The organism is Pandoraea faecigallinarum (assembly GCF_001029105.3).
GTDB lineage: Bacteria > Pseudomonadota > Gammaproteobacteria > Burkholderiales > Burkholderiaceae > Pandoraea > Pandoraea faecigallinarum.
In genome coordinates this window covers 2,652,373-2,675,103 of record NZ_CP011807.3, presented here as the reverse complement: position 1 = coordinate 2,675,103, position 22,731 = coordinate 2,652,373, and the positions used below count along the sequence as shown (strand labels likewise).

The following is a 22,731-nucleotide window of genomic DNA, read 5'->3' as shown; positions in this document are numbered from 1 at the left end:
TAGGCGTGTCGTTCGAGGTGGCAGACGCAGAGACTTCAGGCTGCCTTGGCCGGGCCCAGACGGGCTTTGAGGGAAGCGAGCGCTGCGTCGGGCGTGAGATCGGACGTATCGAGTGTAATGTCGGCCAGACGGTAGAGCGACTCGCGGGCATCGAGCATGCGGTGGATGTGTTCAAGCGCTTCGTTGCGCAAGGCTTCCGTGGCGATGCGCGCGTCGTTCTGTTGCATCACGCGCTGAAAATGGACGTCGGGACGCGCGCGCAGCCACACCGTTCGAAACGCCCGAAGTACGCGTTCATAGGTCGGCGCTTCCGAGACGATGCCACCGCCGGTCGCCAGCACGACATGCTCGTGCCCGGCCACGATTCGCTCGATGCATTGCCGTTCGATGCGACGCATTGCCGCCTGACCGTACAGCGTGATGACCTCGCCGATGGCGATGCCCGCTTCGCGCTCGACTTCCTTGTCGAGTTCGATGAACGGCGCGCCCATGGCCTTCGCCAGTTGCGGTCCGAGCGTCGATTTGCCTGCCCCACGAAGGCCGATAAGCGCGATCCGTTGCCCGGTTTGGCGAGCGTCGCCGGCGCCGGGCGCCACGATCTGACGGCGCAGTCGCGAGAGCACGTCGGCCGGTTGCTGACGAAGGTATTCGATCAGGATGAGCAAGTCGCCGTTGTGCGCCGTGTGCTCGGTGACGAGCGTCTCGACACCGACGTTCAGTGCCTCGGCCAGCTTGTGCAGTACCGCCAGCGAGACATTGCCGGTGCCCGCTTCGACGCGTGCCAGATATGGCAGGGAGACGCCCGACTGCGCAGCCAGTTGCTTGCGCGTCATGCCGCGCTGCGCACGCAGCATTCGCACCTGCCGCGCGAGCGACGCCAGACGCGACGTCACGCCGGCGCTGGCATCGTCGGCCAGATCGGGGGCAGTGTCGGCGGGCGGGTGGGGCATGGGCGAACGTGAGAGCGGCTGGTGGATGGATAAATATACTATGAGATATCGGTCGACGGGGGAGGTCTGTTCGCTGTGTTACCTATTTGTTCGGTATAATGTGCATCAAATTGCATAATTAGCGAAATTATCCCTGTTAACCCTGAACTGCATTGCACAAATCGCGCAACGAGAGAAATATCTTATAAGATACTTTTCACGAATTTGAGCGAATGCAGACAATGACCTATCCCCACTTGCGCGTACGCGTCGAAGACGCCATCGCCTTCGTGACCCTGGACCGCGCGGAAAAGCGCAACGCGCTTTGCGATGCCGCGGTCGACTCGCTGGAAGCGGTGTTTCGCGATCTCGACGACGGCGTGCGCGCCGTCGTACTGAGCGGCGCGGGCGAGCACTTTTGCGCCGGACTGGATCTGGCCGAGAACAGCACGCGTGAACCCGTCGACGTGCTGCGCGTCTCGCAGCGCTGGCACAAGGTATTTCATGACATCCAGTTCGGTGGACGCCCTGTCGTGGCCGTGTTGCAAGGGGCCGTCATCGGCGGCGGACTCGAACTGGCGCTGGCGGCGCACGTGCGGGTGATCGAGCGCAACGCGTTCTTCCAGCTACCCGAGGGCAAGCGCGGCATTTTCGTCGGCGGCGGCGCCTCGGTACGGGTGGCGCGTATTCTCGGGCCGGATCGCATGACGGAGATGATGCTCACCGGCCGTCGTTACGACGCCGCCGATGGCGAGCGTCTGGGGCTCGGTCATTACCTCACGGACGTGGGGGCGGGGCTCGCGCTTGCGACCCGGCTCGCGCGGGACACGGCCGCCAACAGTCCGTTGTCCAATTGGGCGACGATCCATGCGCTCTCGCGCATTCACGATATGTCGATGGCCGATGGCCTGTTCACCGAATCGGTGACCAGCGCGCTGATGCTCGCCACCCCCGAAGCACGCCAACGCATGGAGAGCTTTCTGGGTCGAACGGCGCGCTGAGCCGGCAAGGCGTCGCGCGTGCGGCCATCGCCCAAGGAGACGAATATGAAATACGACAACATCGAGCAGGTCGCCGTGATCGGCACCGGCGTGATTGGCGGCAGTTGGGCGGCGTACTTTCTGGCGCGCGGCCTGCGGGTGAGTGCCTGGGACCCCGCGCCGGGCGCATGCGAGCGCTTGCGTGACGCGCTCGACGCGCATTGGCCCACGTTGATCCGCATCGGGCTGACGCCGGGAGCGACGCGTGAGGCGCTGACATTCCACGACACGCTCGACGCCGCGCTCGAAGGCGCCGACTTCGTGCAGGAAAGCGGCCCGGAGCGCGAGGACCTGAAGCAGGATCTGTTCCGCAAGATGGACGCCGCGTTGCCACCGTCCGTGGTCATCGCGTCGAGTTCTTCCGGCCTGCTGATGAGCCGCGTGCAGTCCGTGTGCGCGCATCCCGAGCGGGTCGTGCTCGGCCATCCGTTCAATCCGCCGCATCTGATTCCCCTTGTCGAAGTCATTGGGGGCGCGCAGTCGTCGCAAGGCGCCATCGACACGGCCATGCAGTTTTACCGCGCCATCGGCAAGCGCGCGATCCACGTCAGGAAGGAGGTGAAAGGCCATATTGCAAACCGTCTGCAAGCGGCGTTATGGCGCGAGGCGATGCACCTCGTCGACACGGGCGTGGCCTGCGTCGAAGACATCGACGACGCCATCGCCTACGGTCCCGGCCTGCGCTGGGCGGCGCTCGGCCCGTTTCTGAACCTTCATCTGTCCGGCGGCGCTGGCGGTATCGCGCATCTGCTAGAGCATCTCGGCCAGCCCATCGAATCGTGGTGGGCCGACCTCGGCCAGCCCGTGCTGACGGACGAATTGAAGGCACGCATTACCGCTGGCGTCGAGGCGGAACTCGCAGGGCGCGGCAACGCTCGCCTCGAAGCGCAACGCGACGCCGTCATCCTCGGCATTCTCGCGAGCAAGTCCTAGGCAAGTCTCGAAGCCGCGCCACCCCCGCACGCATTCCGGGCTAATGAACGACCAGAAGGAGGAGATACCCATGAGCAAACCCAAAGTCATCGTCACCATCGCGCCGACCGGCGGCATGGCGTACAAGTCGCAGAACCCGCATCTGCCCACGCAGCCGGATGAAATCGCGCGCGACGTCTACGACTGTTACAACGCGGGGGCGAGCGTCGTCGCGATTCACGCGCGGCGTCCCGGCGACGATGGCGCGACGTGCGATCCGGCGATCTATCGCGACATCAATCGCCGGATTCGCGACAAGTGCGACATCGTCATCAACAACTCGACGGGCGGCGGCGTGCACGGCGACATGATCGGGCAGACAGCCGAGAACGGTTATTGGGAAATCCTCTGGGAGGAGCGTTTGAAGGGCATGGACGCCGGGGCCGAGATGTGCACCCTCGACGCCACCACGATCATCGCGAGTTTCGGCGGCAAGGAACTGCTGATGCATACGTCGCCGGAGCGCTCGAAGCATCTCGCCATGGAGATGAAGAAGCGCGGCATCAAGCCCGAGTGGGAAGTCTTCAGCCCGACGCATATCGTGCAGGATCTTGCCACGCTCACGGCGGCCGGATTCGACGACGAGCCGTTCTTCGTCAATCTCGTGCTCGGCGTCCATCGCGGTTTTCAGAACGCCATGCCGTACACGCCGCGCGTGTTGCAGTCGATGGTCGATCTCCTGCCGAAGGGCAGCATCTTCTGTGTGAGCGGCATCGGCCCGGCGCAATTGCCCTCGGCCATGAATTCGCTCCTGCTCGGCGGCCATGTGCGCGTGGGGCTGGAAGACAACCTCTATTACGAACACGGCGTACCCGCGACGAACCAGCAACTCACCGAGCGTGTGGTGCGTCTCGTGCGCGAGATGGGCTACGAGCCGGCCACGCCGAAGGAAGCGCGCGAAATCATGGGCCTGCCGCGCAACCGGGAAGTGCTGCCGGAGTTCGCCGTGCGTTGATCACCGGGCGTGCCTCACAAGCTGTCCGGCCCCAGAACGAAAACGATCCCAGGAGACATGACACATGGCGGCAAACAGGTTCACGCGCGGCCTCGCGTTCTCGCGCATTTTTTCACTGACGGTCCTTTCCGTGTGCGTCGCGGCATTGTGCGCGACACCACAGGCGAGCGCCCAACCGGCGGGCGTCACGGTTGGGGTGACGCTCTCGAGCACGGGCCCGGGCGCATCGCTCGGCATCCCGGAGAAGCAGGCGATCGGCATGCTGCCGCCCACGCTCGGCGGCCTGCCGGCGCGCTATGTCGTGCTCGACGACGCCACCGATCCGACGACGGCGACAAAGAATGCGCGGCGGCTCGCCACCGAGGACAAGGTCGACGCGATCATCGGCTCGTCCACCACACCGGCGTGTCTGGCCGTCGCGGCGGTGGCGGCCGACACGCGCACGCCCCAATTGGGCCTGTGCCCGTTCGTGCCGAGTGCGGCGCAGATGCGTTATGTCTTCTCGCTGCCGCAGTCGGTCGCCGTCATGGCCGACGCCGTACTCGACGACATGAAGGCGCACAAGGTAAAGACGCTGGCCTTCATCGGCTTCAACGACTCGTACGGCGAAGCGTGGCTCAAGGACGTGCAGGCGCGCGCGACTGCGCGTCAGATTCAGGTCGCGCCTGTCGAGCGTTATGCCCGCAACGATCAGTCCGTCACGGCACAGGTCCTCAAGGTGATGGCGTCCAACGCGGACGCCGTCATCATCGCCGCGAGCGGCACACCTGGCGCGCTGCCCATGAGCACGCTGCGCGAGCGTGGCTACAAAGGGCGCATCTATCAGACGCACGGCGTCGCCAACAATGATTTCCTGAGGGTGGCGGGCAAGAGCGCGGAGGGCGTGATTCTGCCGGTGGGCAATATCCTCGTGGCCGAGCAACTGCCGGCGAATCACCCGGGTAAGGCCGTGGCGACGGACTTCGCCCGGCGTTACGAGGCGCAGTACGGTGCCGGTTCGCGCAACCTCTTCGCAGGCTATGCTTACGACGCCTATCTGGTGCTCGACCGCGCCGTGGCAGTGGCGGCGAAGCAGGCGCAACCGGGCACGCAGGCGTTTCGCGACGCTCTGGTCGCCGCCATCGAACAGACCCGCGGCCTTGCGGCGACGCACGGCATGATCAATGTCAACGCACAGGACCATTCGGCATATGGCGAAGACGGTCGTGTGCTCGTCACGGTGAAGGGCGGCAAGTGGACGATCGACTGAACACGCCGAATGCGGTGAACGCGCCCGGGGGCGGCACGCGCCGTCTCGCCACGCCCGATATCGAACGCGAGGTGTGCGCGGACGGCAGCTTCATCATCCGTTCGCGCGCCGTGCTGGGGGAGTTCGCGCGCAGCCCGGCCGACTGGCTCGTGCAGTGGGCGACGCGAACGCCCGATGCGGTGTTCGTCGCCGAGCGCAAGGCGCCGGGTGCAGCCACATCGTCCACCGATCTCTGGCGACGTATCAGCTATCGAGACGCGCTGACGATGGCCCGCGGCATCGGCCAGGCATTGCTCGACCTCGAGGTGCCGCGCGAGCGGCCGGTGGTCATTCTGTCGGACAACAGCGTGAATCATGCGCTGCTTGTCCTGGGGGCGATGATGGCCGGGCGTCAGACGGCCATCGTGTCGTCTGCGTACTCGCGCATTGCCAGGGACATGAGCAAGCTGCACGGCATTCTTGCGCGGCTCGACCCGGCGCTCGTGTACGTGGAAGATGGCGATGCCTATGCGCGCGCGCTGACGGGAGCGCCGATCCGCTGCCCCATCGTGGCGACCCGCAATGCGCGCCCGGGCTGGCTGACGTTCGACACACTGGCGGCGACGCCGGCGCGCGCCGCACTGGACGACGCATTCGCGCAGGTGCATCCGGAAGACACGGCCAAATTGTTGCTGACCTCCGGTTCGACGGGCAAGCCCAAGATCGTCGTCAACACGCATCGCATGCTCGCCGCCAATCAGCAGATGATTGCGCAGTGCTGGCATTTCATCGACGAGGCGGCGCCGGTGGTCGTCGACTGGCTGCCGTGGAGTCACACGTTCGGGGCGAATCATAACTTTCACATGGCGTTGCGCAATGGCGGGGCGTTCTATGTGGACGACGGGCGGCCCGTACCCGAGCTGATCGGGCGCTCGGTCGAAGCGCTTCGCGACGTGTCGCCGACGCTGCACTTCAACGTGCCCAAGGGATTCGAGGCGCTGGCCCCGTTTCTGGAGGAAGACGAGACGTTTGCCGCACGCTTCTTCGGTCGTCTGCAAGTGCTGTTTTACGCGGCGGCGAGTTTGCCGCCCGCGGTCTGGCAGCGCTTCGAACGGCTGGCGTCCCGGCATTGCGAGACGATGCCGTTCTTCACGTCGGCATGGGGCGCGACGGAGACCTCGCCGCTCATCACGAGCGTGCATTTTCCGATTCCGGGGGCGGGCAACATCGGACTGCCTGCGCCGGGCAACGAACTCAAGTTCGTGCCCAACGGCGACAAGCTCGAAATGCGCGTGCGCGGCCCGTCGGTGTTTCGCAGCTACGCGGGCGATCCGCAGGCGAGCGCCGAAGCGTTCGACGAGGAGGGGTTTTATCGGACCGGCGATGCGGGGCGTCTGTGCGACGTCGACAACCCCGCTGCGGGCGTGATTTTCGACGGTCGTGTCTCGGAGGATTTCAAACTGACGAGCGGCACGTGGGTTTCGGTCGGGGCGCTGCGTCTGCGCGCGGTCACGGCGTTGGCGCCTTACGCCTCGGACGTCGTTGTTGCCGGACACGACCGCGACGAGATCGGGCTGCTGATCTTCCCGAGTCCCGCGATGCTGGCCAAGGTTGCGCAAACCGATGTGTCTTCGGAGCCGCACGCCGGCAAAGCCATGGCCATGCACGGCGAGCTTCGCCGCGCGCTCGTGCAGGCGCTTGCGCAACTGGCACAGGACGCCGGCAGTTCGCAACGCGCGGCTCGCGCGGCTATCCTGGCATCGCCGCCGTCACTGGAGCTAGGGGAGATCACCGACAAGGGGTATGTCAACCAGCGTGCGGTGCTGACGCTGCGCGCGGACGACGTCGCAAGGCTCTACTCGGATTGCCCGTCCGTGATTCGCCTGTTCGATTGACGTAACGATCTCGACCGTAAGCCCCGGTCGACAGCTTGAGAGGCAGGGGGAAGTGAGTGCGACAGCGCGCCGATGGCAGTCAATGCCATCGGCGCGCGAGGTCGCATCGGGCGATGGACGGGCGCCGCTGTGGCGCACGCGTGCCGGATCAGGCGAGCGCTTCGCCGTGGCTTTCCGGCAGGAAGAAGTAGACGATGATCGCCGCGAGCAGGAAGAAGCCGGCGGTCGCGCCCAGTGCGACGCTCACGTTCTCGCCACGCGAGAGCAGACCGACGGCGGCCGGGGCGAGGGCGCTGGCGGCGCGTCCCGTGTTGTAGATGAAGCCTTGTGCCGTCGCGCGCACTTGCGTGGGGAACATCTCCGCGAACGTCGGGGCGAAGCCGCTGTAGAAGCCGGTACCGAAGAACGCCACGACCGGGCCGAACGCCAGCAGCAGCATCGGCTCCCGGATCGCCACATAGAGCGGCACGGTGATCGCGGACACGATAAAGAACAGCAGGAACGACTTGCGGCAACCGATGCGATCGGCAATGTAGCCGAAGCATACGAAGCCCGCCGCGGCGCCGATCTGCATGATGACGATCCACGTCGTCGAACGAATCAGATCGAAGCCCGGACCGCCTTGCTCGACGGGCGTCGAGAGATACGCCGGGATCCACGTGAACAAGCCCCAGTAACCGCACATCGCCGCTGCCGTGAAGGCGAGGCCCACGATCGTGCTGCGCGCGTAGGGGCCGAACAGCATGCCAAGTGTCTGGCCGAGCGTGAGACGCACGCGTTGTTCACGCCAGATGGCGGGTTCTTCCACGTGACGGCGCACCCAGAACGCCAGCACCGTGGGCACCAGACCGAACGCGAATACCCAGCGCCATCCGAAGTGCGGCAGGATCACGGCCGCGACGACGGCGGCGACGGCATACCCGACGGCAAACGCACTCTGCACCCAGGCCATGACCTTGGCACGATGCTCGGCGGGCCACGTCTCGGTAATGAGTGCGGCGCCAGCCGACCACTCGCCGCCAATGCCGAGCCCAAGCAGGAAGCGGAAGATGAGCAGCGACGTCACCGAGTCCGCGAAGCCGCACAGCGCGGTGCCGATGGAATAGCAGAGGATCGACAGGATCATCGACTTGGTACGGCCGATGCGATCGGCCAGAAAGCCGAAGAACAGGCCGCCGAAGGCCGTGGCGAGCAGCGTGAGTGACGCGATGATGCCTGCCACCCCCTTGTCGAAATGCAAATCCGCGCTGATGTAGCGAATCACCATCGCGAACAGCATCAGATCCATGATGTCGAGCATCCAGCCGATGTATGCCGAACCAAATGCGCGCCATTGCGCGGGACTCGCGCCGCGATACCACGGCCGACGTGCCGCGCCCGCCGATTTCAGGGCGGTCGTGCCAGTGTCCATTCTTGTCTCCTTCAAGGAATCCATCTTAATGTCATACCTCATGTATCGTCTATCGATACATATGGGAATGATTTCGTTCGAATAATAACAGCACATTCGGAATCCGGGTCTCGTGGTAAACCATAAATAGTTCTTTGCGTATCGATAGTCGATACTCTGTGTCCATGTTGTCTCGGCAGTCGAGGCAACCCGTTGTCACAGGAGATCGGAAAGTGAAGCCGTTTCAATTGCGTTTATTCGAAGATGTCATCGCGCCGAACCATCCGCCGGTGTATTTGCCGTCCGCACGCCGGGCCATTTATGTCGTGCGAGGCGACGTCGCCATCGAGTTCGATACCGGTGCGCAGCATCATCCGGAGCAAAGTGCCTGGCTGGGCGAGGACAGCGTGGCGCTGATCGCCGGCAGCGAAGGGGCAACGTTGTGGCGTTGGGAATTGATGTCGGGCAGCGAGCCGACGCCGGGCGAGATCGCGTCGGCGCCGGGGGCGTCCTCCACGCTCAAGCTGGCAGCGCCGGTCGAACTGGACCCGCGTCAACAGTGGCTCATGCGTTGTGACAAGGTACAATTCCCCCCCGGCGGCGTGGCGCATACGCACGTGCATCAAGGGCCCGGTGTGCGCTGCACGCTCGAAGGCGAGATCACGATCGAGACACTCGGTGCGTCGCACACCCACGGGCCGGGACAGGCCTGGCTCGAACTCGGTCACGCACCGGTGCTGGCACCGACGACCGAGGCGCGCGATACGACGTTCATCCGCTGCTTCATCCTGCCGCGGGCATGCCGCAATCGCAGCTCGATTCGTTACGTGCGCCCCGAGGACGCCAACAAGAACAAGCCGCAGCGCTATCACGTGTTCGGCGAGCGTTTCATCTCGCTCGACGCACAGTAGTCAACGCGCGGCGACAGTGACAAAGGACACTCAGTGAAACGATCGAAGGACACCGCGAACGACGTCATCGACACCTCCCGCACCGAACGGGCTGAACGGGCTGAACGGTCCGACTCGGGCGGTGACGAACTCAACACGTCGTCGACTTCGGTGATTTCGCTGCGCATTCTGGAGTTGCTGGCCGAGCGCAATGCCGAATGCGGCGTGACGCATCTGGCAGAGGCGCTCGGCGTGCCGAAGGCGCGGGTTCACCGGCATCTCACGGCGCTACGTCAGGAGGGATACGTGGTGCAAAATCCGCGCACGAGCCGCTATCGCATCGGCTGGCGTCTGTTCCTGCTCGGGCAGAAGCTGGTCAAGCAGTTCGACGTCGTGGGTCTGGCACGTCCGGTGATGGAAGAGTTGCGCGATGCGGTGGGCCAGACCATCGTCATCAGCTCGTTTACCGAAACCGATGTGGTCGTGCTCGACGTGATGCGCGGGCGCAGCCCGCTGGAGATCCTGCTGCACCCGGGCACGCAGTTCAAGCTGCATAGTGTGGCGCAGGGCAAGATCGCGCTGGCGTTCGGCGCGCAGGAGCGGCGCGACGCCGTACTCGCCGGTCCGCTCGACGCCTGCACGCCTCACACCATCACCGACACGATGCGTCTCTCGCACGAACTCGCGCTGGTGCGCGAGCGCGGCTGGGCGGACGCACCCGAGGAAGTGTTCCTTGGCGTGAATGCGTTGGCGGCGCCCATTGTGCAGGACGACGGTTCGCTCTTCGGCACGCTCGCCATCGTTGGCTCGATCCACTATCTGCCGGCGCATCCGAACCCGCAGACAGTCGCGGCGCTCACCGACGCGGCGCGTCGCATCTCGCGTCTGCTGGGCGGTGCGCGAGGCGGCTGATCCCGACAGGCGCAGCATGGCCGCAGCGGCAATCGTGAGCGTGAGCAACGTCAGGCCGACGGCTTGCGCGGCAGGCATCCGAGGCCTTCGAGCGTAGCGTGCACGGCAACGTCGAGCGGCGTGTGCGGTTCTTCGCCGAGTACGTCGATGAGCCGTGCGTTGTCCATGCGCACCGGCTGTTGCCACAGATAACGCATTTCCCGCAATTCGCGCAGCGTGGTGACGAAGGGGGACAGTGCCGTGGTCAGCCACCACGGAAAGCGCCGCGTTCTCACCTCGACGCCGTGGCGCGCCATCACGCGCGTGATCGCCGCGGCCATCTCCGTGCCGTCGGCGTCCCAATGTCCGGCCATGTGAAAGTTGGCGAAGCCGGGGAGCGCGCGACGCCGTTCGATAAGCATGACCATCGTGCGTGCGACGTCGGGCAGATACGACCATTCGTGGCCGACGCCCAGGGCGTTGGGCACATGGACAAGGCGCGTGGTTCGCTCCGGCTTCACGAGACCCTGTCCGAACCAGCTGTTGCGTGTTCGTGCCCCGAAAAAATCGCCCGCGCGCACGACAATTGTCTGCACGCCATTGCGGCTGGCGTCGCGCAAACGGCTTTCCATCGTGACGCGAATTGCACCTTTGCGGGTGAGCGGGCGTTGCGGTGCGTCTTCGCGTAGCACGGGAAAAGTCTCCGGGCCGTAGTTGTACACGGTGCCGGGCAGCACGACGGTTGCCCCGTGGCGGCGCGCGGCCGCGATGGTGTTCTCGAGCATGGGCAATACCTGTGTATCCCAATGGCGATACCCCGGCGGATTCACGGCGTGCACGATGACGTCGCAATCGCTGGCGGCGGCAAGGACATCGTCGGCACGCATGGCGTCGCCGCCGACCCATTCGATGCCGATGCCCATGTCCATGTCCCGCGCGGTATCGCCGAACGAGGCACGCGGTGCGCCACCGCGCCGCAACGCACGCACATGCCAACCGGCAGCGGTCAATTGCCTCGCGACCTCGCCGCCGATGCCGCCCGTCGCGCCGAGCACCAGCGCGCGTGAAACGCGCCGTTGGGTCGAATACGTCATGAGAGTCCTCCTGGTTCGTTGTCGGTGATGCCATTCTCCGCGCAAGGCAATGCGAATAAAATTGCCGAAGATCATCTATCGGCTATACATTTTCGTATGACATCGAATCTCAGCTGGGATCTTTGCCGGACCTTTCTTGCCGTGTTGACGGAGGGCTCTCTCTCGGGCGCCGCGCGCGCCCTCGACATGACGCAACCGACTGCCGGACGCCATATCGCCGCGCTGGAGGCGGCGCTGGGGCAAACGCTTTTCACGCGCTCGCAGACGGGCTTGTTACCGACGGATGCCGCGCTGGCCCTGCGCCCCCACGCGCACGCCATGCAGCACACGGCGCTGGCGTTCGAGCGTGCCGCCGCGAGCCATGGCGGCGGCGTGCGTGGTGTCGTTCGGCTCTCGGCCAGCGAGGTCGTCGGCGTCGAAGTCCTGCCGCCGATCCTCACGGGGCTGCGCCGGGCGCATCCGGAGCTGACCATCGAACTGGTGCCGACCAACCGCATTCAGGATTTGCTGCATCGCGAAGTGGATATCGCGGTGCGCATGGCGGCGCCGCAACAGGAGGCGCTGATCGCGCGTCGTATTGGCGTCATCGATGTCGGGCTGCATGCGCGCGACGACTACCTGGCACGCCATGGCACACCGTCGTCGCTGGCCGAGCTAGCGCGTCACACCGTAATCGGTTTCGACAAGCTGACGCCGTTTCTGCGGGAGGCCACGCGCAGCGTACCGGCATGGTCGAGGGACGCGTTCGGATTTCGTGCCGACAGCGACCTGGCACAACTGGCCATGATCCGGGCAGGGTATGGCATTGGAGGATGTCAGGTGCCGCTGGCCCGGCGTGACACCCGGCTGGTGCGCGTTCTCCCCAGCGCCTTTCGCTTCCGGTTGACGACGTGGGTGACGATGCACGAAGACCTGCGCACCAGCGCGCGCTGCAAGGTAACGTTCGACGCACTCGTGGCCGGATTGACCGCGTACATGGCCGGATAAGGCGGTCACGAAGTCAATACCGGGTGCCAGTGGCCAAGTGTGTGATATACAATATATCAATAATATCAACGATCACGAGACAACACCGCGCCATGTTCGACCCATCACTGTTCGGACGCATGTCACCGGACGTCATCGCATCCGCCCCGATTGCCACGACCGTGCCTGACACCGCGTCCGCGACTTCGCCGCCTGCACGCGCCGTCTTTGCCCCCGGGCGCAATCCGCTCGGTTTGAGCGAAACGCGCGATGCAGTGCTCTACGTACCCGCCGAACTGCCAACGGACCGGCCCGTGCCGTTGTTCGTGATGTTTCATGGCGCGGGCGGTTTCCCGGAAAAGGTATTGCCGTTTATCGAAGCGCACGCGCAGCGGCATCGGTTTCTCGTGCTCGCGCCGCATTCCACATTCCCGACGTGGGACATCGTGATTGGCGGCAACGGTCCGGATCTGGAGCGCCTGCAGGCAGCATTGCGTGAGGTCGCGGCGCGTTACGTCATCGACGCGCGGCGTGTGGCATTCGCCGGTTTCTCGGATGGCGCGAGCTACGCACTCTCCATTGGCGTGACGAACGGCGACATTGCGAGTCATGTCATCGCTTTTTCGGGCGGCTTCATGTCGATCTTCGTCCAGGAAGGGCAGCCGAAAATCTTCATCGCCCATGGAACGATCGATGAACAACTGCCGATCGCCACGAGCGGGCGGCAAAACGCAAACAAGCTCAAAGCGGCGGGCTACGATGTGCAATACGTCGAATTCGACGGGCTGCACATCATGGAGCCGGGCGTCGTGGCGCAAGCCATCGACTTTTTCCTCGCCTGACATGCGCGTCGGCGCGCGTCGACACGGCGCACGGTCGTTGCGTGTTATCTGCCTCACAAGCCTTACCTGCCACACGGGGGAGTGCCGTCCATGGATTTCGAAATTCCCGAATCGCTGATTCATCCGCTGATGCAACTGATCGGCGCCGATTCACCGCTGGGCAAGCAACTGACGGCGTACGGCGTGTGCCGCGGCAACATGCTGGTCTCGAGCGAATGGTTCGACGCCAAGTCGCTCAACACGCTCTACGTGCTGAGCAAATCGCAGAACGAGCGCGCGTTGATGTTTCAGATGCTTGCGCTCGACAACGTCTACAACGCGCCGCAGGCCCGGGTGATTCCCAGTCTGGACAAGCTTGTGCCGGGGCTCGTCGCATACCTCGCACGCGACGTCATCGACGGCTGGCTGTACCAGCGCCATCGCGACGGCGCGTTGCTGCCCTGGCTGGTGCGCCGCCTGCGGTACGTGGAACCGGATCAGGGGGCGCCGTACGTCGTGGTGGACATGCTCGCGAATACGATGCAGTCGGCCAACCTCAGCCCGACCGAGCACCGTCCGCGCCGCTCGGGCATGACCACGTCGCTCGTTTTCACGCGTGACGACATCGCGAATCGCACCATTCCCGAATTGCTCGCGGAGTTCGGTTTCTACAAGGAGTGCGCCGAATTCAAGGCGGAGTACGAACAGCATGCCCAGCGCTTCCTGCGCGTGCAGCGCGCGTTCGGTGCGCAGTTCGTACTGCGTCGCGCGGCGTTTTCCGTCGATCCGAAGGGGGCGACGGAATTGATCCGCGTGGGTGACGGCATCACTGCCAAATGCGTCAACGACGAGGAGCGGCTGGAGCGCAATTTCGAGATGGCGTGCGACGCGGATTTCTGGCGCAACGCCGAGATTGCGCAGGCCTTCGAGACAATCCCGCTGCACTGCTACGTGCATGTTTTCCATCTGGACTGGCACCGTAACCTCTGGGTGCACGTGCAGAACATGACCGAGTACGAATACCAGCCGGGTTTGCGCGACAAGCTGGTGCTGCCGGCGCACCATCATGACCTGATCGACATTCTGACGTCGAACATGGACGTGATGATGCCCGACTTCGTCCCGGGAAAATCGGGCGGGGCAACGATTCTCTGTCAGGGCGCGCCCGGTCTCGGCAAGACCCTCACCGCCGAAATTTACTCCGAGGTGGTTGGCAAGCCGCTCTATCGCGTGCATTCGGGGCAGTTGGGCACGACGGCGGCGTCGGTCGGCGCAACGCTCATGAGCATCTTGCGCCGCGCCCAGCGCTGGAACGCGATCCTGCTGCTCGACGAAGCGGACGTCTACATTCGCCGACGCGACAACGATCTGGAGCACAACGCCATCGTCGCGGAATTTTTGCGCTCGCTGGAGTACTTCCACGGTCTGTTGTTCATGACCACCAACCGTATCGGCGATGTCGACGACGCGATCCTCTCGCGTTGTATTGCGACGATCCATTACGAAGTGCCGTGTGCGGCGCATGCCCGCCGGCTGTGGCGCATGCAGGCCGAGCAGGTCGGGGCGTACCTGGACGACAGCCTCATCGAGACGCTTGCTGCGCGCTATCCGAACGCGAGCGGACGCGACATCAAGGAACTGATGAAGCTGGCAAGCCGCTACTGCAAGGTCAAGAACATGCCGTACACGGAAGACGTCTTCCGCCTGTGCGGCCTGTTCCGCGGCTACGACGCCTGACCGGTGCGCGAAATGCGGGCCGCCGTTCAAAGTGTCGCCCAGATAACGCACGTGTGCCTGGCCGCACGCGGTGTTCGGAACGTTCGGCCGAAGGGGCCGGCCGGGTGAGGCTTGCAGCGGCCGTGGCCAAAATTCATGACACGTCGCGGCAGCGCGATATACGGGAAAACTAGAGGCGCGCGAGATCCCCGGTGTGGCTATATTGGGTGCGGACCGGTGCTTGCGTCGTGGGGTGCCTCCGGCAAGGCCAGCGCCTTGTTCGTGAGCCGCCGACGGTGTTGCACCGCGTCATTCATTCGGAAGGCAAGGAGATGCAGTGGAGACGCATGGCGAACTGCACCGGGCGATTTTGAACAATATCCCGGATCAGGCGTGGCTCAAGGACACCGAGTCGCGCTACATCCTCGTCAACGATGCCTTCATGGCCGCGTGCGGGCGCAGCGAAGCCGAGATCATCGGGCGCACCCCCGACAAGGTCTGGTCATCCGAGTGGGGGCGCGTTTATCTCGCCACCGACAGGGCCGTGGTCGCGAGCGGCGTGCGGCGTCGCTATGAAGAAAGCCGTCCCGGCGCAGACGGCGCACCGCGCTGGTTCGACACCGTCAAGATGCCCGTGCGCGACGAACTCGGACGCATCGTCGGCACAGTCGGTATCTCGCGCGATATCACCGACCGCAAGCGCTCCGAGATGGCTTTGCTCGACTCGCGCGCCCAGCTGCGTCAGCTCTCGGCCTATTTGCAGACCGTGCGCGAAGCGGAGCGCACCCGTTTGTCCCGCGAACTGCACGACGAACTCGGTCAGTGGCTCGGCGGCCTGCGTCTCGGCCTGAACTATCTCGAAACGCAGCCGGATATGTCGCCGGCCGATCAATCCGCGCACCTGCAAACGCTCAAGCAACTGGTCGACGAGACCATCGACGCCGTCCATCGCATTGCGGCGGACCTGCGCCCGGCCGTGCTCGACGAACTCGGGCTGCACGCCGCACTGGAATGGCTGACGGAGTCGTTCGCGCAGCGTCACGGACTGCCGTGCGAGCTGGCGATGCCCGAAGCGCTCACCGCCTGTCTCGACAGTGAGTGCAGCACGGCGATCTTCCGCATCGTGCAGGAGTCGCTGACGAACGCGAGTCGCCACGGGCAGCCGTCGCATGTTCGCGTGGCGCTCGATCTGCGCGACGGTCATTGCCACGTGAGCATTTCCGACGATGGGCGTGGCATGGACAGCACGCGCGCCGGGCAGGGTCAGCGGCTCGGGCTGATGGGTATGCGCGAAAGGGCGCTGATGCTTGGCGGCGCATTTGAAATCGACAGCGCACCCGGGCAGGGCACGCGTGTCATGGTGCGGATTCCGGCGCGCTCGGTGCCCGGCGCGAGGCCAGCGGGTGACGCACCCGGCGGTGCGGGTGAGGCGGGGTGGTCATGCGCGTCATGATTGCCGACGACCACGCGATCATTCGCGACGGTCTGAAAAAAATCATCTCGATGGCACCCGACATGTGTGTGGTGTCCGAGGCGGTGGACGGCGATGACGTTCTCAAACGCCTGCGGCTGACGAGCGTCGACGTGTTGCTGCTCGACATGTCGATGCCGGGCAAGAGTGGAATCGCGCTCATCGCGCAGATCAAATCGAGCTACCCGTCGCTGCCGGTACTCGTGCTCAGCATGTACCGGGAGTCGCAATACGCGGTGCAGGCCATTCGTGCCGGTGCGGCGGGATACCTGACGAAGAATGCCGAGTCGGAGCAACTGATGAGTGCGATCCGGCGCGTGGCGCGCGGCGGCACGGTCGTCTCGCCGCTCGTCGCCGAGAAGCTCGTGCGTCAGTTGCAACAGCCCGCCGAGGCGCTGCCGCACACGCGCCTCACCGCCCGGGAGTTTCAGATATTCCAGATGCTCGTCGAGGGCAACGGTATCAACGATATCGCGCGCTGCCTGTCGCTGTCGGCAAAGACCGTGAGCACGCACAAGGCGAACATCCTCACCAAGCTGGACATTCCATCGACGGCCGGTCTGGTGCATTACGCCATCGAGCACGGGCTGATCGTCGCCGGGACCGATGCGTGAGCCTTTCTTCCCAATGGCGCGTCGCGTCGACAAGATACCGAAGGCGGTTGCCGGTTTCATAAAGGAGCACGCAATATAGGTGACAAACTGGAATCTCCCTTCACTCGATGGAGATCCATCATGAATACGATTACCCCTTCGACTACACCGCCGGTCACCACGGCGACGCAGGACCGGCCTTCGGCCAGCGTCCCGAGAAATGCGCTCGCCGTCCATTTTGGCCACGCGCGGCAGGCCCGCACGGATGCCGCCTGGACTGCCGCCGCGCCGCCGTATCCTGTGGTCCACGCGACGATCACGTTCTCCGCCAACTCACAAGTTTCGCTTAGCCTTCGCCCGGCCGCCGAGAGCATTCAACAGCCCGGCAGGCGCTCCGGCGTCGTGGGCGGCGACGAAGACGATTTGCGGCAGAAGTTTTATTCGGCGGGAGCCCAGCGCCCCGGCACCGTAGGCGACAAGGAAGACGACTCGCGGCAAGCGGCTTATGTGGGAGGAGCGCGGCGCGTCAGCGTCGACAGCGACGAAGGAGACTATTATTCTCGGCCGGACGTCTATGCGGCGGGAGCGCAGCGCCCCGGCACCGTAGGCGACAAGGACGACGCCTCGCGGCAAGCGGCTTCCTTGCGATTGGCCCCCGACCCTGACGAACCGAGCGACAAAGACGACTATGCACCGCCGAAGGGTTGTCGGACGCCTCCGAAGGTCGCAACCTGCCCGGCGGCAGACGAGCGCGAAGTGCGCCATGTCGGTCTGAAGCCGTTCATCTCCAGTGACGAAGACTAAGACGTATGTCGCCAGCGGCTGGGCTTTGTCCTGCAAGGAGCCCGGCCGTTCCCTGCCAGAGGACGCCTGACGTCCTTGGCATGCTGCACTGCGTCTAGGGAAATTCCTAGACGAAAACCAGCAAATCCCGATGCCCCCTCTGCGGGCGCTCTTCTACTCTTGGCTCAGGCCTCTGCCACCCGGCCGGCAGCGTTCCCGGCATCTGCCATCCATTCAACCTCATCGACTTCGTGACGTAAGGAGACCGCACCATGCATGTGGACCTGCTGATCAATAACGTGTGCGTTCGCGACGACGCGCCGCTCGTGGACATCGCCATCAAGGGCGGGCGCATCGCGGCGATGGAGCCGGGCATCGACGCCAGCGCCGACGAACGGATCGACGCGCAAGGGCGGGCCGCGATCCCCGGACTTATCGAGGCGCACCTGCATCTGGACAAGGCGCTGCTGCACCGCCGCCTGCCGGCTCGCTTCGGTACGCTTGACGAAGCCATTCGCGTGACCGGCATTCTCAAGAGCAAGCAGGAGCGCGAGGACGTGCTCGACCGGTCGCGTCAGGTCCTCGACATGGCAGTCAAAAATGGCACGGTGGCCGTGCGCGCACATCCCGATGTCGATCTGATCCAGGGGCTCATCGGCGTGGAGACGCTGCTCGCGCTCAAGGACGAGTACGACAGCCTGCTCGATCTGCAAATCGTCGCGTTTCCGCAGGAAGGCATTCTCAAGTCGAAAGGCACATATGAACTGATGATCGACGCGTTGCGCATGGGCGCGGATGTCGTCGGCGGCTGCCCATACAACGAGTTGAACTGGGAAGACACGAAGCGGCACATCGACATCGTGTTCGAGCTGGCGCAGCGATTCGATGCGCCTGTCGACATGCACGCGGACTTCGCCGACGACACGAGCGACCCGCGTTTCGCGGCCATTTCCTACATCGCGCAGAAGACCATCGATACCGGCTATCAGGGACGCGTCTCGCTCGGGCATGTGACAAGTCTTGGCGCGCTCGACAACGATGCACTCGCCCCCGTCATCGAACAGATCCGCCTCGCGGGCATCAGCATCGTCACGCTGCCGGCGACGGACCTCTACCTCGGCGGACGCAAGGATGCGCAGAACCCGCGCCGCGGCCTCACCCCGGTGAAGGCGCTGCACAGCGCCGGTGTGAACGTCGCGTACTCGTCGAATAACGTGCGCAACGCGTTCACTCCCTTCGGCAAGGCCGACATGTTGCAGATCGGCAATCTGCTCGCCCACGTCGCGCAGTTCGGCGTGCCCGAGCACCAGCAGGCGATTCTCGACATGGGCACGCACAACGCCGCGCGCGCCATCGGGCTGTCGCACGACTACGGCATTGCCGTGGGCAAGCAGGCCGATCTCATCATTCTCGACACGTTCCGGGTGGCCGATGCGCTGCTCGATATCCCGCCACGCCTGTGGGTCGTCAAACGCGGCCGCATTACGGTCGTGACGCAGCACCACTGCGAGATTCACCGGCATTCATGTTGTTGTGCGCAATGAAGTTCTCATAAAACCCAAGGAGACAATCATGAAGAAACTGCCTGCGGAAGTCGTTGCCTCGTTACTTGCCGTGACCACCATCCCGATCGCGATGCTGCCGCTGCATCTGCCGCCGTGGGCGATCTTCATCAGTTGGGCGGCCACCTTCGCCATGGGCGGCCCGACGCTGGTGAACCTCAAACGTATCTGGGCGACGCTGCCTGTCGGGTCGTGCTTCGCGTTCCTGATCGTGCTGGGCTTCAAACAGGCGGCCACGCAATTGAGCGGCAACACGCTGGTGCTGGCAGAGATGGCGATTCTCTTTGCCGGCAACGGTTCGATGATGGCGCTCGCGCGCTTCTTCCCGGGGCTGAACTTCATTCCCGGCATGTTCTTCGGCTTCGCGACGTATTTCGCCACGCTGTTCGGCGGCTTCGGCCCGGTGGCGCAGGATCCGTTCGCGGCGCTGGCCGCAGCGGTGGCGATGAACGCTCTCGGCCCGGTCTACGCGTGGCTCAAGGAGCGCTACTCGGCGCCGGAGGTGACGCATCAGCGTAACTGGAAGGGCTGGAAGGCGGAAGTCTGACCCGGCGATTCGCCGACGGTCGACTCAGTGAAGGACGGGCGAAGCGTTGTCAGTGTCGGGCGCGCTTCGTCTGCCAATGACATCCCGAAGGGGGGAGAGGGCATGACGTTCGAACAAAAAATGGCCGATGGGCCGATGACGACACAACCGGCAACGGCGGCAGACGCCGCCAGTGTCGCGGCTCGTCGACACTTTCTGATGGGCACGGCCGCACTGGCCGGCAGCGCCGTGTTGCCGCTGTCCGCGACATCGACGGCGTCGGCGGCGTCGGCGGCCCCCGTGGCCGAAGCGGTTGCCTCGACTGCGCCAGCCGCGCTGGCCAGGACCGGCGCCACAGATGCGCGGCTCGCGCAGTCCGCACGCGGCATGGTCACCAGTCCGCACGAACTGGCCAGCGAAGCCGGGCTGGAAGTCCTGCGCGCGGGCGGCAACGCCATCGAGGCCGCGATCGCCATTGGCGCGGTGTTGAGCGTGACGTATCCGCACTTCACCGGCCTGGGCGGCGACGCATTCATGGTCATCAGCGACCGCGACGGTAATGTGCGCACGTTCTCGGGCATCGGGCAGGCGGCGGCGCACACACCGGCATATGGCAGCGCGACGGGCAGCGCGATCCCCGTGCGCGGACCGGGTGCTACGCTCACCACGGCGGCGACCGTTGCCATCTGGGACAAGGCTTTCGCGTTCAGCCGCACGCAGTGGAACGGGCAGCAGGCGTGGTCCTCGCTCTTTTCGCGTGCCACCGAATACGCGGCAAACGGTTTCCCGGTGACGCCGTCGCAGCACTTCTGGCAGACGTTTCGCGCTGCGGACCTGCCGAACTGGGACGGCTTTTCGTCCGTCTTCATGCCGGGCGGCCGTATCCCCGCGGCTGGCGAACGTTTTCATCAGCCGGCGCTGGCGCGAAGCCTCGACAGCATCGCGACGCATGGCGGGCGCGAGTTCTACGAGGGCGATCTGGCCGGGCGCATCGCCGCCGGACTCAAGCGCGTCGGCTCCCCGCTGCGGGCCAGCGACCTGTCGCGAGCGCAGGCGCGCGAGGAAGTGCCGCTGCGGGTGGCCTATCGGGACGGCGAGTTGCTGGGACTTCGCCCGCCGACGCAAGGCGTGACGACGTTGGAGATCATGGGCATTCTCAACCGCTTCGATCTCAAGTCGATGCCTGAAGGCAGTGCGGACTATTACCATGTGCTCGTCGAGGCGGTGAAGCTCGCCTTCCTCGATCGCAATCGTTACGTGGCGGACCCCGATTTCGTCGACGTGCCGGTGGAGCGCCTGCTCTCGGGTGCGAACCTGGACGCCCATGCGCGCAGCATCCGCATGGACCGCGCAATGCCGTGGCCGCACGTCTTCAGAACGGGCGACACCGTCTATATCGGCGCTGCCGACAGTCAGGGCAACTGCGTGAGCATGCTGCAAACGGTGTATTTCGACTGGGGCAGCGGCGTGGTGCTCGGCGACACCGGTGTGCTGTGGCATAACCGCGGCGCATCGTTCAGTCTCGATCCCGCGAGCCCGAACGTGCTGGCCGGCGGCAAACGTCCGTTCCACACGCTCAATCCGGGGATGTACCTGAAGCAGGGGCGCCCGCAATTGCTCTACGGGACGCAAGGCGCCGACGGTCAGCCCCAAACGCTCGCGGCGGTGCTCACGCGCCTTATCGACTACGACATGGATCCTCTCACGGCGCTCAGGCGTCCGCGTTTCCTGCTCGGCAAGACGTTCTCGGATTCGCGCGACAGCCTCAAGCTCGAACAGGATGCCGGCGCCGACGTTTTCACGGCCCTTGCAGCGCGCGGGCACGAAATGAGTCCGCTACCGCCGCAAAGCCAGTTGGCAGGGCATCCCGGCGCAATACGCATCGATTCGCAGGGGCAGATGAGCGGCGCGCACGATCCGCGCAGCGACGGCCGGGCGCTCGGCGTATAAAGCTCGACAATCAGGCTCGACAATCAGGCTCGGCAATCAGCTCGACAATCGCGTGCGGCGCTATCTCCGGGCGCGCCGGAAACCCCCAGTTGCCGGGCGTTCGCCGCGCGTGATACAAGTGCAGCCATCCATCGACAAAGTAAATACATCACATGGCTGGCAGTGCGAAATTGAATCGCCCGTTATTCGATCTGGATTTGTTGCGCTCGATCATCATGGTGGCCGACTGCGGCAGCTTCACCGCGGCGGCCGCGCGTCTGCACTCGACGCAGTCGACCGTCAGTCAGAAGGTGCGGCGCCTCGAAGACATGGTCGGACGCAAGCTGCTCGACCGGGGCAACCGCGAAGTGCATGCGACCGATGCGGGCGAGTTGCTGCTCGGCTATGCGCGTCAGATGCTTGCGCTCAACGACCAGATGTTCGAGGCGCTCTCGGGCGCCGTGGTGGCGGTGACAGTGCGTCTGGGCGTGCCGGAAGACTTCGCCACGGGCGCGACGACGCAGGTGCTCGCACGCTTTAACCGTCAGTACCCGCAGGTCAAGCTGGAGGTGACGAGCGGACTGAGCCGGGACCTGCTCGGCAGCTACGATCGCGGCGAACTCGATCTCGTATTGGTCAAGCAGCGGCGCAACAGCCGCGAATCGGTGGCCAGCCGCCCGGAGAAGCTGGCATGGATCGACAGTGCAACGCATCCGTCGTTCGGCCTCGATCCGGTTCCGCTGGTGACATTCCCGACGCGCGGCCTGTATCGCGACGACATGATCAACGCGCTCGAAGCGATGGGGCGCAACTGGCGCATCAGCTTCACCAGTTCGAGTCTGAGCGGTATTCAGGGCGCCGTGGCCGATGGAATGGGGATCAGTCTGGTGCCCCCACGCGCGGTCCTGCCGGGGCATGTAGTGCTGGGGCGCGCGCAGGGCCTGCCGGTAGTCGACACGTTCGAGCTGGCGATCTTTCACCGCCCGACGGCCGATCCGATGGTCGGCGCGCTCGCGAAGGTGCTGGTGGGGATGCTGGAGTCGAAACCGCGCGCATCGAAGTGAAGGATTCGACGGTGCG

20 protein-coding genes are annotated in these 22,731 nt (G+C 64.8%); 17 read left to right on the top strand and 3 right to left on the bottom strand.

What is annotated here, in order from left to right:
- Positions 1–35 precede the first annotated feature (35 nt).
- A complete protein-coding gene (locus tag AB870_RS11725) occupies positions 36–950 on the bottom strand; it encodes a helix-turn-helix transcriptional regulator (protein WP_084663605.1) in 915 nt (304 codons plus the stop codon).
- Positions 951–1,171: 221 nt separating this feature from the next.
- On the opposite strand from AB870_RS11725, the gene AB870_RS11720 reads away from it, so the two are divergent.
- The 5 genes from AB870_RS11720 to AB870_RS11700 all read left to right on the top strand — a co-directional run bounded on the left by AB870_RS11720 (position 1,172) and on the right by AB870_RS11700 (position 7,019).
- A complete protein-coding gene (locus AB870_RS11720) occupies positions 1,172–1,930 on the top strand; it encodes a crotonase/enoyl-CoA hydratase family protein (protein WP_047904852.1) in 759 nt (252 codons plus the stop codon).
- A gap of 45 nt (positions 1,931–1,975) precedes the next feature.
- On the top strand, positions 1,976–2,902 hold the full coding sequence (locus AB870_RS11715; RefSeq protein WP_047904851.1) for a 3-hydroxyacyl-CoA dehydrogenase NAD-binding domain-containing protein: 927 nt from the start codon (positions 1,976–1,978) through the stop codon (positions 2,900–2,902).
- A 70-nt stretch (positions 2,903–2,972) separates the two neighbouring features.
- A complete protein-coding gene (locus tag AB870_RS11710) occupies positions 2,973–3,896 on the top strand; it encodes a beta-keto acid cleavage family enzyme (RefSeq protein ID WP_047908108.1) in 924 nt (307 codons plus the stop codon).
- Positions 3,897–3,960: 64 nt separating this feature from the next.
- Positions 3,961–5,145 carry an ABC transporter substrate-binding protein gene (locus AB870_RS11705; RefSeq protein ID WP_084663603.1) on the top strand — a complete coding sequence of 395 codons (1,185 nt, stop codon included), beginning with the start codon at positions 3,961–3,963 and terminating at the stop codon, positions 5,143–5,145.
- A complete protein-coding gene (locus tag AB870_RS11700; RefSeq protein WP_084663601.1) occupies positions 5,130–7,019 on the top strand; it encodes a feruloyl-CoA synthase in 1,890 nt (629 codons plus the stop codon). Before AB870_RS11705 ends, AB870_RS11700 begins: the two co-directional genes overlap by 16 nt.
- A gap of 148 nt (positions 7,020–7,167) precedes the next feature.
- On the opposite strand, the gene AB870_RS11695 is transcribed toward AB870_RS11700, so the two are convergent.
- On the bottom strand, positions 7,168–8,430 hold the full coding sequence (locus AB870_RS11695; protein ID WP_047904850.1) for an MFS transporter: 1,263 nt from the start codon (positions 8,428–8,430) through the stop codon (positions 7,168–7,170).
- Between the two features lie 212 nt (positions 8,431–8,642).
- On the opposite strand from AB870_RS11695, the gene AB870_RS11690 reads away from it, so the two are divergent.
- Both AB870_RS11690 and AB870_RS11685 read left to right on the top strand, forming a co-directional pair.
- Positions 8,643–9,320 (top strand): cupin domain-containing protein, encoded by a 678-nt coding sequence (locus tag AB870_RS11690; RefSeq protein WP_047904849.1) that lies wholly within the window; start codon positions 8,643–8,645, stop codon positions 9,318–9,320.
- Positions 9,321–9,353: 33 nt separating this feature from the next.
- On the top strand, positions 9,354–10,211 hold the full coding sequence (locus AB870_RS11685) for an IclR family transcriptional regulator (protein ID WP_053059326.1): 858 nt from the start codon (positions 9,354–9,356) through the stop codon (positions 10,209–10,211).
- Between the two features lie 50 nt (positions 10,212–10,261).
- Here the strand turns inward: AB870_RS11685 and AB870_RS11680 are convergent, their stop codons facing one another.
- Positions 10,262–11,284 carry an NAD-dependent epimerase/dehydratase family protein gene (locus AB870_RS11680; RefSeq protein WP_047904848.1) on the bottom strand — a complete coding sequence of 341 codons (1,023 nt, stop codon included), beginning with the start codon at positions 11,282–11,284 and terminating at the stop codon, positions 10,262–10,264.
- 96 nt (positions 11,285–11,380) lie between these two features.
- On the opposite strand from AB870_RS11680, the gene AB870_RS11675 reads away from it, so the two are divergent.
- The 10 genes from AB870_RS11675 to AB870_RS11630 all read left to right on the top strand — a co-directional run bounded on the left by AB870_RS11675 (position 11,381) and on the right by AB870_RS11630 (position 22,715).
- Entirely contained in the window at positions 11,381–12,271 is an 891-nt protein-coding gene (locus AB870_RS11675) for a LysR family transcriptional regulator (RefSeq protein WP_047904847.1), read from the top strand.
- A gap of 92 nt (positions 12,272–12,363) precedes the next feature.
- Positions 12,364–13,092 (top strand): alpha/beta hydrolase, encoded by a 729-nt coding sequence (locus AB870_RS11670; protein ID WP_047904846.1) that lies wholly within the window; start codon positions 12,364–12,366, stop codon positions 13,090–13,092.
- A gap of 90 nt (positions 13,093–13,182) precedes the next feature.
- The gene (locus AB870_RS11665) at positions 13,183–14,808 is read left to right on the top strand and encodes an AAA family ATPase (protein ID WP_047904845.1); all 1,626 of its coding nucleotides are present in this window, start codon (positions 13,183–13,185) and stop codon (positions 14,806–14,808) included.
- Positions 14,809–15,124: 316 nt separating this feature from the next.
- Positions 15,125–16,240, top strand: coding sequence for a PAS domain-containing sensor histidine kinase (locus AB870_RS11660; RefSeq protein WP_047904844.1), 1,116 nt, complete (start codon positions 15,125–15,127; stop codon positions 16,238–16,240).
- Positions 16,228–16,872 (top strand): response regulator, encoded by a 645-nt coding sequence (locus AB870_RS11655; protein ID WP_047904843.1) that lies wholly within the window; start codon positions 16,228–16,230, stop codon positions 16,870–16,872. The genes AB870_RS11660 and AB870_RS11655 overlap by 13 nt, the downstream gene beginning before the upstream one ends.
- 120 nt (positions 16,873–16,992) lie before the next feature.
- Positions 16,993–17,655 carry a hypothetical protein gene (locus AB870_RS11650; protein ID WP_047904842.1) on the top strand — a complete coding sequence of 221 codons (663 nt, stop codon included), beginning with the start codon at positions 16,993–16,995 and terminating at the stop codon, positions 17,653–17,655.
- A gap of 251 nt (positions 17,656–17,906) precedes the next feature.
- Complete coding sequence (locus tag AB870_RS11645) at positions 17,907–19,178, top strand: amidohydrolase family protein (protein ID WP_053059325.1); 1,272 nt, start codon at positions 17,907–17,909, stop codon at positions 19,176–19,178.
- Between the two features lie 28 nt (positions 19,179–19,206).
- Positions 19,207–19,743, top strand: a complete 537-nt coding sequence (locus AB870_RS11640) for a DUF1097 domain-containing protein (RefSeq protein ID WP_047904841.1) — start codon at positions 19,207–19,209, stop codon at positions 19,741–19,743.
- A gap of 135 nt (positions 19,744–19,878) precedes the next feature.
- A complete protein-coding gene (locus AB870_RS11635) occupies positions 19,879–21,672 on the top strand; it encodes a gamma-glutamyltransferase family protein (RefSeq protein WP_047908103.1) in 1,794 nt (597 codons plus the stop codon).
- Positions 21,673–21,842: 170 nt separating this feature from the next.
- Positions 21,843–22,715: a LysR substrate-binding domain-containing protein gene (locus tag AB870_RS11630; RefSeq protein ID WP_197683842.1), complete on the top strand. Its 873-nt coding sequence runs from the start codon at positions 21,843–21,845 to the stop codon at positions 22,713–22,715.
- The last annotated feature ends 16 nt before the right edge of the window (positions 22,716–22,731 follow it).

What these genes read in the sequence shown, in the direction of transcription:
- AB870_RS11725 (WP_084663605.1), bottom strand. Translation starts at nt 950, where the DNA reads ATGCCCCACCCGCCCGCCGACACTGCCCCCGATCTGGCCGACGATGCC.
- AB870_RS11720 (WP_047904852.1), top strand. Translation starts at nt 1,172, where the DNA reads ATGACCTATCCCCACTTGCGCGTACGCGTCGAAGACGCCATCGCCTTC.
- AB870_RS11715 (WP_047904851.1), top strand. Translation starts at nt 1,976, where the DNA reads ATGAAATACGACAACATCGAGCAGGTCGCCGTGATCGGCACCGGCGTG.
- AB870_RS11710 (WP_047908108.1), top strand. Translation starts at nt 2,973, where the DNA reads ATGAGCAAACCCAAAGTCATCGTCACCATCGCGCCGACCGGCGGCATG.
- AB870_RS11705 (WP_084663603.1), top strand. Translation starts at nt 3,961, where the DNA reads ATGGCGGCAAACAGGTTCACGCGCGGCCTCGCGTTCTCGCGCATTTTT.
- AB870_RS11695 (WP_047904850.1), bottom strand. Translation starts at nt 8,430, where the DNA reads ATGGACACTGGCACGACCGCCCTGAAATCGGCGGGCGCGGCACGTCGG.
- AB870_RS11680 (WP_047904848.1), bottom strand. Translation starts at nt 11,284, where the DNA reads ATGACGTATTCGACCCAACGGCGCGTTTCACGCGCGCTGGTGCTCGGC.
- AB870_RS11675 (WP_047904847.1), top strand. Translation starts at nt 11,381, where the DNA reads ATGACATCGAATCTCAGCTGGGATCTTTGCCGGACCTTTCTTGCCGTG.
- AB870_RS11670 (WP_047904846.1), top strand. Translation starts at nt 12,364, where the DNA reads ATGTTCGACCCATCACTGTTCGGACGCATGTCACCGGACGTCATCGCA.
- AB870_RS11665 (WP_047904845.1), top strand. Translation starts at nt 13,183, where the DNA reads ATGGATTTCGAAATTCCCGAATCGCTGATTCATCCGCTGATGCAACTG.
- AB870_RS11655 (WP_047904843.1), top strand. Translation starts at nt 16,228, where the DNA reads ATGCGCGTCATGATTGCCGACGACCACGCGATCATTCGCGACGGTCTG.
- AB870_RS11650 (WP_047904842.1), top strand. Translation starts at nt 16,993, where the DNA reads ATGAATACGATTACCCCTTCGACTACACCGCCGGTCACCACGGCGACG.
- AB870_RS11645 (WP_053059325.1), top strand. Translation starts at nt 17,907, where the DNA reads ATGCATGTGGACCTGCTGATCAATAACGTGTGCGTTCGCGACGACGCG.
- AB870_RS11640 (WP_047904841.1), top strand. Translation starts at nt 19,207, where the DNA reads ATGAAGAAACTGCCTGCGGAAGTCGTTGCCTCGTTACTTGCCGTGACC.
- AB870_RS11635 (WP_047908103.1), top strand. Translation starts at nt 19,879, where the DNA reads ATGACGACACAACCGGCAACGGCGGCAGACGCCGCCAGTGTCGCGGCT.